The organism is Salipaludibacillus agaradhaerens (genome assembly GCF_002019735.1).
Taxonomy (GTDB): Bacteria; Bacillota; Bacilli; order Bacillales; family Salisediminibacteriaceae; genus Salipaludibacillus; species Salipaludibacillus agaradhaerens.
Genome location: NZ_KV917378.1, coordinates 2307775 through 2320185 on the forward strand (window position 1 = coordinate 2307775; position 12411 = coordinate 2320185).

At 39.5% G+C, this 12411-nt stretch carries 12 protein-coding genes, 1 pseudogene and 1 riboswitch; of the genes and pseudogenes, 5 read left to right on the forward strand and 8 right to left on the reverse strand.

The annotated features are described in order from the left end of the window. Nucleotides 1–33: 33 nt before the first annotated feature. A complete protein-coding gene (locus tag BK581_RS10785) occupies nucleotides 34–924 on the reverse strand; it encodes an SMP-30/gluconolactonase/LRE family protein (protein ID WP_078578179.1) in 891 nt (296 codons plus the stop codon). A 71-nt stretch (nucleotides 925–995) separates the two neighbouring features. Here BK581_RS10785 and BK581_RS10790 point away from each other — a divergent pair, with 71 nt between their 5' ends. From BK581_RS10790 to BK581_RS10810, 5 genes are all read left to right on the forward strand, one after another. Further along, on the forward strand, nucleotides 996–1400 hold the full coding sequence (locus BK581_RS10790; RefSeq protein ID WP_078578180.1) for a potassium channel family protein: 405 nt from the start codon (nucleotides 996–998) through the stop codon (nucleotides 1398–1400). A gap of 81 nt (nucleotides 1401–1481) precedes the next feature. Beyond that, on the forward strand, nucleotides 1482–1637 hold the full coding sequence (locus BK581_RS10795; RefSeq protein WP_078578181.1) for a DUF1540 domain-containing protein: 156 nt from the start codon (nucleotides 1482–1484) through the stop codon (nucleotides 1635–1637). A 1386-nt stretch (nucleotides 1638–3023) separates the two neighbouring features. After that, nucleotides 3024–3932 carry a manganese catalase family protein gene (locus tag BK581_RS10800; protein ID WP_078578182.1) on the forward strand — a complete coding sequence of 303 codons (909 nt, stop codon included), beginning with the start codon at nucleotides 3024–3026 and terminating at the stop codon, nucleotides 3930–3932. A 428-nt stretch (nucleotides 3933–4360) separates the two neighbouring features. Further along, nucleotides 4361–5020 carry a superoxide dismutase family protein gene (locus tag BK581_RS10805; protein ID WP_095995547.1) on the forward strand — a complete coding sequence of 220 codons (660 nt, stop codon included), beginning with the start codon at nucleotides 4361–4363 and terminating at the stop codon, nucleotides 5018–5020. Between the two features lie 422 nt (nucleotides 5021–5442). After that, nucleotides 5443–6177 carry a DUF6612 family protein gene (locus BK581_RS10810; protein ID WP_078578184.1) on the forward strand — a complete coding sequence of 245 codons (735 nt, stop codon included), beginning with the start codon at nucleotides 5443–5445 and terminating at the stop codon, nucleotides 6175–6177. A gap of 166 nt (nucleotides 6178–6343) precedes the next feature. On the opposite strand, the gene BK581_RS10815 is transcribed toward BK581_RS10810, so the two are convergent. The 7 genes and pseudogenes from BK581_RS10815 to BK581_RS10845 form a co-directional block, all read right to left on the reverse strand. Beyond that, nucleotides 6344–7483: a bifunctional cystathionine gamma-lyase/homocysteine desulfhydrase gene (locus tag BK581_RS10815; RefSeq protein ID WP_078578185.1), complete on the reverse strand. Its 1140-nt coding sequence runs from the start codon at nucleotides 7481–7483 to the stop codon at nucleotides 6344–6346. Nucleotides 7484–7488: 5 nt separating this feature from the next. Then, on the reverse strand, nucleotides 7489–8406 hold the full coding sequence (locus BK581_RS10820) for a PLP-dependent cysteine synthase family protein (protein WP_078578186.1): 918 nt from the start codon (nucleotides 8404–8406) through the stop codon (nucleotides 7489–7491). Nucleotides 8407–8435: 29 nt separating this feature from the next. Next, nucleotides 8436–8900, reverse strand: a pseudogene (locus tag BK581_RS10825) (S-ribosylhomocysteine lyase). Nucleotides 8901–9056: 156 nt separating this feature from the next. Further along, nucleotides 9057–9692, reverse strand: a complete 636-nt coding sequence (locus tag BK581_RS10830) for a class I SAM-dependent DNA methyltransferase (RefSeq protein ID WP_078578187.1) — start codon at nucleotides 9690–9692, stop codon at nucleotides 9057–9059. Between the two features lie 322 nt (nucleotides 9693–10014). Then, nucleotides 10015–10206, reverse strand: a complete 192-nt coding sequence (locus tag BK581_RS10835) for a hypothetical protein (RefSeq protein WP_078578188.1) — start codon at nucleotides 10204–10206, stop codon at nucleotides 10015–10017. Nucleotides 10207–10472: 266 nt separating this feature from the next. Beyond that, nucleotides 10473–10586, reverse strand: a riboswitch (SAM riboswitch). 208 nt (nucleotides 10587–10794) lie between these two features. Continuing rightward, on the reverse strand, nucleotides 10795–11508 hold the full coding sequence (locus tag BK581_RS10840) for an ABC transporter permease (protein ID WP_078578189.1): 714 nt from the start codon (nucleotides 11506–11508) through the stop codon (nucleotides 10795–10797). Continuing rightward, nucleotides 11505–12359, reverse strand: a complete 855-nt coding sequence (locus BK581_RS10845) for an ABC transporter ATP-binding protein (RefSeq protein WP_078578190.1) — start codon at nucleotides 12357–12359, stop codon at nucleotides 11505–11507. The genes BK581_RS10840 and BK581_RS10845 overlap by 4 nt, the downstream gene beginning before the upstream one ends. Between the last annotated feature and the right edge of the window lie 52 nt (nucleotides 12360–12411).

Here is a 12411-nt window from a genome sequence, read left to right on the forward strand (position 1 = left end):
CTGACATGCGCTATCCCTAGTCAAGCAAAGGTACTATCTGTTAATGTCTTGAAACGTGTAGGAGGGGACCCCCTTCACTCCCGGTTTAAATTTAAAAAGGCCTCCTGCATGTGGCTGTTTTGTTAAATCAGCATCCGATAATCCATTTCGCGCTGTAGTTATATATAACTCATCTAAATTTTCACCGCCAAATGTACATGATGTTACTTGACTCGCCGGTACTTTTACCTCCATGAGCGTTTGTCCGGTTTCAGGATTCAAACGGATGACTTTCCACCCGCGAAAAAATGCTACCCACAGCATCCCTTCTTCATCTATTGTCATCCCATCTGGACTTCCCATTTCCGGTTTGAATGTCACGGCTGTTTTGGCGTTGGCTATATTCCCTGTTTCATTATCAAAGTCATAGGTGCGAATCGCCTTTGTTCGTGTATCAATATAATACATACATGATTTCGTGATATCCCATGCTAGTCCATTGGATACTGTCACATCAGCAACCATTAACTGAACTGTTAAATCATTGTCTAACCGATAAAGATTAGCTTCTCCAGGGTTACCGTCCAAAACCATGGTTCCTGCCCAAAATCTCCCTTTCGGATCACACTTACCATCATTAAACCTGTTTGTTTTAATATGGGATTCAGTATCTTCAATACGAGAAATCGTTTCAGTCTTCATATCAAAACTATAAAATCCGTCCGTCAACGCAAGCAGCAATCCACCATTTTCACGCACAACTGCAGCTCCGACGTATTCCCCTACATCATAGCGTTTATCCTCTCTCGTCATTGGATTATAGACATTGACGGTATGACCATTTATATCTACCCATATTAATGTGTTCGTCTTTGCATCCCAGCAAGGTCCTTCTCCTAATAACGCTTTCGCATCCAAGATTAATTCTGCTCGATTCTTTTCCATCATCATCACCTCTTTAATATGTTTAAGGCTTCCAAAAAGGGGAAGCTCAAAGTGTAGAAAGGGGTTCTCTTATGTTTTCAACGATACTCATTATTCTCACCGTTCTTTTTTTACTTGTAAATGTTCTTTCCTTTTTCTTGAAGAAATCTTATAAAAAAAGTTTTTATGATTCTGCATTATTAACGAAACTATTTCTAATTCTAAGCGGATTGACTGTAGGTTTTGCCTGCCTTTATTATTTATTATCTTTGGAAAAACCTATTTTAAAAATTAATGATCCAACTGATGAGGTAGCTGAAGTCACTTTTTTAGACGCCTTATACTTTAGTGGTGTGACCATGTTATCTGTTGGCTACGGGGATTTAGTTCCAATTGGTAGTGCCCGTTTTTTCTCACTTGTCCAAGCTGCACTAGGCCTCCTTCTACCCACTGTTTATTTTGTAAAAGCTTTAACTGAAACCAATGATAAGAATTGACCAAACCTTTTCCAGAAAATTTTACCTGTGTAACCTTCCCCGCTTTTGCCTATTTTAAAACTATGAGGGGAGGGATTACCTATGGCTGTTGATGTCCTTTGTGAAGTAAGTAATTGCGTCTATTGGGCCAACGGAAACAAGTGTGATGCAGATCAGATTTACGTGGTCAGTCATACCGGTAAAGAGGCTGACAATCAAAAGGAAACCGACTGTAACACATTTGAACCAGAACAATAGGGTATCCGACATGTTTTGTGAGGGGATTGGTAATCCATCCTCTCCTTCTTAGTGTCTTTAAACCGTCACGCTTTGGGCACTCTCCTTTAGGCCCGTTATTATTTGAAGAAAGTACCAGGAAAAGATAAGAAGATAACACGAAATTTTGATAATGGAAAAAATCGGAGTAATGATAACTTACAGATTGATTAAACTATTTAAGTCATTTAGCCCGATCTGAGAAATAGGCGAAGAAAGTCCCCTTAAATTGTCATTAGCATTATCAATAGCTTAATTAAACGGAGATGTTCCGCCTATTGACTCGGAAACTCTGAAAATGTGGCATTTTGCTTTGCATAACCGGAATATATCCCCCTATATTCCTAAAAATCAGCTCTTTCCTTCATCTAACCGAAAAATATCCGCTTATTTCATTCTCACTTGAATATCACACTCCCAATCAATTTTAGAAACTGCCATCGTTCAGTTTTCTGAAATCCATCAAGCGAAATCTTGGTAGTAAAAAACATGTGTCTTCTATCTTGACGTAGTATCATATCACCTATTATAATTTTGTCATTTATTAATCAAGTTGTTATCGGAGATGCTACTTACTATGGGTTTATTAAATGCCTTTGATCCCTCTATACTACAGCTTGTTATAGTAACATGAGTTGTTATTGGTTTAGGACTAGCCGCTTCATTTTTAACTAAAAGAGTATATGTAGCTCCTATTTGTACTGTCTTATTCAATGTTACCTATGAGACAACTACTAGTTTGATTAGGTATGGACAGCTCAGTTTAACTATATGGCATGTTATCTTCCCCATTGTCTCTTTTTTTATTGCTTGGCTTATATTTATGACTAAAAAGTGAAGAACGACCTTTTTTAACTTCTCACCATGCCTCTGAGTTCATCCCTCCTGCTTTGCTTTATTAGCAGCATTTCTATCTGATAAAGTAAACAGGTATCGTCAACATAAAGCTTCCTGCTCTAATCTTATTCATCATCACGGCCTAAACAAAAGCCCCATGGACAAGTATCGTACAACAAGCGTCAATTAGTGTGTCTTTCAGCTCCCCTCCCTATAAAATGGCTTCCACTAAATCCATACTTCACTTCTCTCTATCACCTATACATTCCTGCGTAAACCTTTCGACTCTTAAAATAGAAAAATAAATCTCCACTTGGACATTATGATTAGTGGCCCTTTTGCTTTTGTTCATAACATGTTTTTTTCCTCCCCATCATCCACATACCCCAGACAGGGCCAAGTTACCATCCTTTAATATAAGCAAGTTAGGACTTCCCCACAATTCTATATTTTTTTTCTGTTTCATGTTTTAACCGCTGTCTACAGGGAAGAGCAGTTAATGACTTTCATTCTATTTGAGGAGGGGTAACTTTGTTTAAGCGCATCGACAAATTGCAGGTGGATTTACCGAAGCCGAGTAAACCGGACCCTGAAGCAGCTGGGGTTGTACAAGAGCTACTAGGTGGCCGATTTGGAGAGATGTCAACGTTAAACAACTATCTGTTTCAATCGTTTAACTTCCGTGCTAAAAAGAAGCTCCGCCCGTTTTATGAGCTTATTGCGAGTATTTCGGCAGAGGAAATTGGTCACGTCGAACTTGTTGCCAATACGATTAACATGAATCTCGATGGTTCCGTTGGAAACGGAAGTACGAATCCTGATGATACGCCACTAAGAGAAGCCCTTGGTTTTGAGAATAAATTCAATTTTATTTTAGGCGGCCAAAATGCCCTTCCTGCTGATTCTACTGGGAAAGCATGGACGGGAGATAATGTTTTTTCAAGTGGTAACTTAGTGAATGATTTACTTCATAACTTTTATCTTGAGTGTGGTGCAAGAACACATAAAATGCGGGTATATCAAATGACAGATAACGAAACAGCGCGTGAGTTGTGCGGCTATCTGCTCGTCCGTGGTGGTGTACATGTTGTGGCCTATGCAAAAGCACTTGAAAAAGTGACAGGAGTTAACGTTATGAACATGCTTCCTATTCCAGATTTAGATAACTCTAAGTTTGACCACGCAAAGAAATACGAAGATGAAGGATCACACTTGAAACTTTATCGATTCAGTGATGAGGATTACGGTTTATTAAATCGTATTTGGACAGGCCCTACTCCTGTTGGTCCTCCTGGTGAATTAGAGGTTGTGGATGGGGTACCAGAAGGTGGTGACATTCCAGATCTAGAACATATTCCTGAAGAATTTGCACCGGGATTTGACGAAGAGCAATTCCGCGAATTGTCTAAACGTCTGCAATATGAAGCAGGTATGTCATAAACTTAGAGCTCGAGATAATAAAAACGTATGAAAATCCTGTATTCTTCAGTCACCAGTTATACTTGATTGAGATAAATACTTAAGGAAATGGGGTGTAAAAGAGCTTATTTTCCTTTTCAGAAGGAAAGGCGTTGAACACGTTCTGTTTCCACAAGCATGTGTATACACCGATTGCGCTAAAAGTGATGGGTGATTGCAGGAAAGTTGCTCACAGAAATGGCGTGTGTGCCACCAGTAAGCAATCAAACCAGTTACCTTTAGTGCGGCATGCTATTTCCGTCCCAATTTCTTAGTGTTTCAATGTTTCCTACTAGAAAGGACTTCTCTTATAAAATTTAGATTGCGCCCCAGATTAGACGAGTATCCATGATGTGGTGAGAAACGGGTATTTGCATAAGATGTTTAACTTTATAGAGGGAGGGATCACGATGACAGCACAAACGCCAAAACTATTGCTACCAGCAGTCATCATACTATTTACATTAGCTGCTTGCGGTGAAGAAAATACGCCAGAGATGTCTAATGCTAATACAGACTTAAATGGCAACAATGATGAGGTCATAGTCACTAATAATAACACAAAACCGGCATTTACCAATGGAAGTGTAGCAGAAGCAACCCTTTTAAACGAAGATGAGGAAGAAATAGGAGACGTTTTATTTTTTAATGAAGGGGAGTATGTCATTGTTGAGGCTCATATAGATGGAATAGAACCGGGTTTTCACGGCTTTCATCTCCATGATGAACCCATATGTGAACATGATGAGGACACACCCTTCTCATCAGCAGCCGGTCACTATAACCCTGAAAATGAGGACCATGGGAACCACGCCGGAGACATGCCACCACTATATGCTAATGAGGATGGAACAGCTTATATGGCTGTACAGCTTGACACGTTCACCCCTGAACAATTATTAGAAGATGGCGTGGCTGTCATGATTCATGAAGATCCTGACAACTTAGGCCATATCCCTGACAGATACGAATCAACAGAGGCTCAAACAAGTGGTCCTGATGATGAAACACTAGACACAGGTGATGCTGGTGCTAGAATTGCATGCGGCGTCGTAACCGAAAGTCCATAAAAATGCCATTTATAAGAGGATAGAAATGGGAGACAGTGTAGTACCGTTCGCACTGTCTCTTTTATTATTAATACAGCTATGAGGTGTAATCCCACATTAAATCATATAACGAACGGTTCAATCAGTGATCGTTGCGTGAATCAACACATTAGCATCCGTTAGCTCCCGTCTAAATAGATTGAGCTCCCCCTCTCTATTTTGACACGGGAGTTTTTAACTGTGATAAATAAGTAAAGCTGTTTTCACCTCCTCCCTTCTTAAACCCCTTTAAAAAAATAAGGTATTAATACGCAACTCATGATATACTTTATAACGAATATTCATACATTTTAATATGATAAGACCTTTACTCTCCTCTATAAAAAGTGATTCATTCTTCTATTTTTACTTTTTTAGTTGTCAAAGGTCAGAAGGAGTGAGCAATGAAAACATCATTTGTGTTATTAACTACTGGACTATTAGTATTAGTGACAGGCTGCGCCGAAAGCTCTGATAACTTGTCACAAGAAGACGTCATTGAACGTGTATCTACAAGTAAGGACGATGTGGAAAACTATCATGGGGAATTCGTATTAACATTTGAGTTGGAAGCAGGATTATATGGTAGTCAAGCTTCGGAAGCGAGCTATTCCGTAGACATGTTTGAGAATACGCAAGACAGTCATGGTATTTTTAATAGTGTGGCAGATGATACAGAAGATGCCATGGAATATTATAAAGTGGGCGAAGAAGCCTATACGAATACGAATGACGAAGGCTGGGAAAACACTAGTGATTCCATAGATGACTTTACTAACTTTGACTCTGATTACAATGCTATGGCAAGTATACTCGAAGATATTATTGATAAAACGGAGCAAACGGAAGAAGAAAATGCCTATATCTATACATACACTGGCTATGATAAAACAGTGTATAAAGCTTTTGAAAAACCATTCTCCGTCGAGCTAACCGGATTCGACTTAGAAAACGATACAGATTTAGACGTCTCAATTACTGTCTCTAAAGACACATTTACGATAGAAAGTATGGATTATGAAATTTTAGCAGAAAATGACCTAGGTTCGATCTTTATGACGGTTTCGGTCGATTATTCAGATATGAATCAACTTGATCCAATCGAGATCCCTGAAACAGTGATTAACGAAGCTAACTAGTAAGGCGTCTATCACTAAACATTTCCGAGCTTTCCCACATGTAGTTCACTAGTTGGAAGGGTTCATCTTGTATTTAGCTTAATAAGACTATTTTAAAGGGGCGATCCACTTATGGACCACCCCTTTTAATCTCTTATCTCATGTCAGTAGCCAGACCAGCCAATGGTTATCCTTGATGATTCAATGCTTGTTTTAAGTCTTCTATTAAATCATCTGCATCCTCAATCCCTACTGAAATACGCACAAGACCATCTGTAATACCTAACTCAAGACGTCTATCCCGTGGAATTGAGGCATGCGTCATTTTAGCTGGAAGACTGATTAAGCTTTCCACTGCTCCTAAGCTTTCTGCAAGGGTAAAGTAGGTTGTTTCTCGCAACACTTTTTCTGCTCGTTCGCCACTACCAACATCAAATGATACCATACCGCCAAAGCCATTTGATTGGCTTTTATGCACATCATGACCAGGGTGACTTTCTAAACCTGGATAATAGATTGATTGAATATCATCTCTTGATGATAGATACTCAACGATTTTTGCTGTCGTTTTTTCTGTTTGCTCCATCCGTAAGCCTAGCGTTTTGATCCCTCTTATTAATAGCCATGAATCTTGTGGCCCTAGAATACCGCCGACAGAGTTTTGAATAAAGTGTAATTTCTCAGCAAGCTCTGCAGAGTTAACAACGACTAGTCCTGCTACCACATCACTGTGTCCACCTAAGTATTTAGTGGCACTGTGAAGGACGATATGAGCACCATGGATCATCGGATTTTGCCAGTAAGGCGTTGCAAAAGTATTATCCACGATAAACAATAAGTTATGTTCATTGGCGATTTTGCTTACCTCATTAAAGTTAGTAATCTTTAATAACGGATTTGTAGGTGTTTCTACAAATATAGCCTTCGTGTTCTCTTTAATCGCTTCTGTAATAGCTTCAGGCTTGCTCGTATCGACAAATGTCACGTCTATATTAAATCGTGTCATCACTTTGCTCATAAGACGGTACGTACCGCCGTATACATCATCTGTAAAAATGATATGGTCACCGCTGTCGAACAACATGATCACCGCAGAAATAGCTGCCATTCCTGACCCGAAAGCAAACCCGGCATGTCCTTGCTCTAAATCGGCAATTAAACTTTCTAACGCCTCACGCGTCGGGTTCCCTGTGCGTGAGTATTCATATTGAAAATTCCCAACCCCATCTTGTTTGTACGTACTCACTTGATAAATTGGGACAGACACAGCCCCTGTATGTTTATCTCCAACAATTCCACCGTGAATTAATTGTGTTTTCTTCTTCATATTATCTAACCTCCATATATATCGGTACTTAAATAGCGTTCACTGCTGTCAGGAAAAACGGTCACAAGAGTCGCACCTTCCTTTGCTTTCTCCGCTTCACGTAAAATGCCAGCAAAAGCAGCTCCCGATGAACTACCTACCAACAAGCCTTCTTTTTGAGCCAATTGTCTAACCATGTGAAAGGCCTCGCGATCTGTAATCGTATGAATGTCATCAAAAAAAGACCGATCCATAAAGTCAGGCAGGAATTCCATCCCAATTCCCTCTGTACGGTGGGGACCTGATTCACCCCCATTTAATACCGAGCCTTCTGGTTCCACAATGACCGTTTTTATGGAGGCGTCCTGTTCTTTTAAATAATTGGCTGTTCCCATAAAGGTACCACCAGTTCCGGCGCCAGCCACAAAAACATCGATATTTCCCTTCAGGTCCGCCATGAGTTCTGGACCGAGGGTTTTGTAATACGTTTGCGGGTTAGCAGCATTAGCAAATTGTGCTGGCGAAAATGAATTAGGCGTTATTTTGAGTAACTCGTTTGTTTTTGCAATAGCACCGGCCATTCCCTCTTTAGTGGGTGTATTTACAATAGTAGCGCCTAACGCTCTCATTAACTGCTGTTTCTCTTGACTAAATTTTTCTGGGACCACACATATAACCTTTAACTCTGTCCCTACCGCAGCCAATGCCAGCCCAATTCCTGTATTCCCTGCCGTCGGTTCAATGACAGTTCCCTTAGGTGTTATTTTCCCTTGGCTTATCGCATCTCGAATCAATTCTTGTCCAAGCCGGTCTTTTACACTACCTCCCGGATTAAAGGCTTCAAGCTTAGCATACACCTTCACATTAGTCGGTAAAGGAATGCGTGTAATTTCAAATAATGGTGTTTCACCAATTAATGAGTGAATACCGCTGTAAATTGTCATCGTTGCACCTCTTCTTTACATACCCGCTTTTAAGCAAATACGCGGGACCATTCATGCTTTGCAGCTAGCATATCTTTTGCTAACGCCTGTGCCCCTTCTAAAGAATGGGAAGCCGCCCAACCGCACTGCACTTCATTGCATGCCGGTACTTCTGTCGCTGCTAAAACATCATGTAACGTTTTTTCGAGTAATGTTAAGACATTCTCGTAACTGTCATCATTAATAATCGCTAAATAAAAGCCAGTTTGACATCCCATCGGACTAATATCAACAATATACTCGTGATGATTACGGGAAAGTTCAGCCATTAAATGCTCTAGTGAATGGAGCGCTGGCATTTTCATATGTTCCTTATTAGGTTGGCAAAACCTTAGATCATATTTATACAGTTTATCCCCGTTAGCTCACTCCGTCGTTCCTGCTAAACGCACATAAGGTGCTTTCACCTTCGTATGATCTAAGTTAAAGCTTTCAACATTCATCTTTTTAGTCATCCTTAGTCCCTCCTTTTCTCACAGATAACCGGCCGTAAAACTCCCACAAGAGATAAAGCTATACAGGCGGGAGATAACGGACGCTAATGGCCTAATTAACTCCACTACCAATCAGTGTGATAAAAACGGAAAACGTCCACTGATTGAAGGGCCGTTTTATGATTTCACCGCTTCCATCATCCAAACAAAGCTGTTCATTTTTTTAAAGTCCACAGTGAAGCCCTCTTGTTCAAATAAAGTTTGTAAAGTAGGGATTGTCGTATAATATTCAGTTTGTAAGTCTTGTGCCAAGTTCAAATAATTCATGGATTCTGCCTTTTTAATCATATCATGTTTGGCCTCATCATTTATGAAAATCGTATCAGCAAACACAACTTTCCCCCCTTGAGATAGTAACTGGCTATAAACTGCCGCTGCTTGTGATTTTTCTTTATCTGTAAGGTGATGGAAAGCATAAGTAGACACGATCGAATGAATCGGCCATGGCGGCTTTGGATAAGATAAGAAATCACCATCATAAAGTGCTATAGATAGCTTTTCTTCAGAGATTTTTCTCATTTTTTCAGACGGTTCAACACCCATGTATTTATAAGGTTTCTGTCGTAAAAGAGAGGCTAGGTTACCTGTACCTACTCCAAATTCTAAAATATTACCGGTAGCGCGTTGTGCGACCTCCTCTAAAATCGTATCATAGCCTTCAAATACGGCACGATACTCTTCTTCGACGCCTTGTACTGTTTTATCATAATTATCCGCCCAGCGATCAAATAGCTCCACGAATTCTCTTCCCAAATTAATCACTTCTTTCCAATAACATATAATACCTACCTGTTTAATGAGGATTACTTCTATTTATTATATGTGATAATGCACGAAAAGTGAAGGATTTAGCTTAAGAGAGATAACCTCTATTTAATGAGAAATCTAGAAGAATTAAAAGTTTCTTATGGGATCAAAGCGGCTAGTTTAAACCTCATTTAAGCCCGAGCACTATTTGAAATGATGCGTTACTTCTTTGTTGTATGTAAAAAAACGCGCACAATAGACCCAAAATAGGGCTATTGTGCGCAACGAAATTTTTAGGCTAATGATGAACTTTCTAAGCTTATCTTATTTAGTGGGGCATTTCTTCTTCATCATCCTTATTTCCTCTTATATAGGCATATTTATCCTCCAGTTCAGTTAATGTTAAGCGACTTAAATCACGCGTATCTGGCTGACTATCCTCATCTCCATGGAATTGTACTAAGCGGGTAATAATAAATTCTTTTCTTTTTTTAATTGCTTCTTGTAGGTATTTAGACATGGTCATCCTTCCTTTCCTTTATCTTAATGTCTTTTCTTCATTTACAAATGGACGCTAGAAGCTTAACTTACTTTGTCACGATACGAAGATATAAGCGTAATGTTCCGTTTCCTCTGGTCTCTATTCTTTACATAAGTGCTATTTTATAAAACTTCGCGAGCAATCGATTACAAATACCCGTTTGTAACTCATTCACTTAAAACATCCATACAAAAAACCTCTCCTAATTAATAAGAAGAGGTTACACGCTTTTTCCGTTTCATCTCTTCTTATCTTTTCAAACAATCACGTGTTTGCTGGAATTGGCACAGACCTGAGTTATTTACCAAGTAGCTGCCGAGGTTTCGCAGGGCCAGTCCCTCCACCTCTCTGGATAAGAATCAATTATATATGTGAGTTGTTATTTAATTTACAGCACTCAGTATCACCTGTCAACAGCTGTAACGTATCTTAATGATTTTTTAACCGCAACATCATATCAGTGTATTAACAAAACAATTCAGTCATTTTCTTTACAATGATCCTGTCCGTCAGAAAAAGACACCCATCTCTCAAGACGAAGGTGTCATTTCCCGGGAAATTATTAAGTTATTCTCCATTAACTGCACGTTTTCGATAGGTGACAACGGTGAGAATACACATAGCGATAAGCCAAAGCACGATGGTGCCAAAATAACTGCCTAAGTTTGTCCAACTAGCTCCTTCTTCCACACGTAAGGCTAAAAACTCTAGCTGAAAATTCGGGAAATATTCTAAAAACGACAGGATTGGATATTCACCGATAATTTCAATTAACAAGGTTCCCATTCCTAAAAGAAACATAATTGGTACAATCACAATAGATGCTTCAATCAGTGACCGGGTGACGAGGCCAAGCCACGTACCGAGTGCGATGTAAAAACTAATCACCAGGACAAAAGCGGTGATAATGATTGGTGCATCCCCAAGTGAATACCCCATAATGCGCATACATACAATTAAAGTAACCACCGTCATAATAGTACTTACGAGACTTTTCCCAATAAGAATTTCACCAATAGAAGCAGGAGACATCATCAGTCCTCTCAGCGTATTCTTTTCTTTTTCTTCTGCTATGAGAGCACTTTGGACAAATGTCGCTACTGTAGCAAAGGTTAGGTTTATAATTAAATAATGCATTTGCAATATGAGTTCATCTTGTCTTGAGAAAAGGAAAGCTAAAACAACGGGCGTAATAATCGTTGTGAGTACATACATATTTTTAGATAAATCTTTCAAGTCTTTATTAAAAATGGCGTACATTCTTTTCATTGAAAATGTCATACCAATTCCCTCCCTGTAATATTCACAAAAATGTCACCTAAAGTTGGTTCATTGGACGTGATAGCCATTACCTCTCCACTTTTCATAAGGTCATACAGGGATTGTGCGCTTTCTGTTCCCATTGATAAAACCCGTTTCTCTCCATTGGCTAATTCTACTGTTACCGTGTTGTCTGAAAACTGCCGCCGAAGTTTTCTTGGTTCATCAAGAAGTTGCACACGGCCTTTATTTAAAAACGCTACGCGATCGCACAATGTTTCCGCCTCAAACATGTCATGTGTCGTCAAAAAAATCGTCGTTCCCTTTTTATTCAATTCTCGTAATCCATTATGGATATGTTGCGAATTAGACGGATCAAGAGCTGCCGTCGGTTCATCAAGGAAAAGTAATTCTGGTTCATGCAAAATAGCCCTGGCAAGGAGCACTCTTTGAGTCATGCCCTTCGACAACTTCGACACTTGTTTTTTCTGTGAGTCTGACAGATTCACAACCTTCAACACATCACGTATTCGCTCTTTCGGATTCGGAACCTCGTACAACTCGGCATACAATTTCAGATTTTCATAAACATTTAGTCTTTGATATAAACCACTGTTATCAGTCATGATTCCCAAACGTTTTAGGTACTTTGGGGTTCCTACTGCCTTAGAGTCAACATTAAATAACGTGGCTTTTCCGCTAGTCGGAAGAAGTTGCCCCGTTAAAATTTTAATCGTCGTTGTTTTCCCTGCGCCGCTTGGGCCGAGAAAGCCAAAAATTTCTCCCTGTTTCACATCAAATGTTAGTCCATCCAGCGCTTTTTCATGAGAGAAATGTTTATTTAATTCCTCCACACTTATCATTGCGTTCATCATGCAGCCTCCTCATTTAATTGCTTTCGTTACATCATAAGCTTAGAGAATA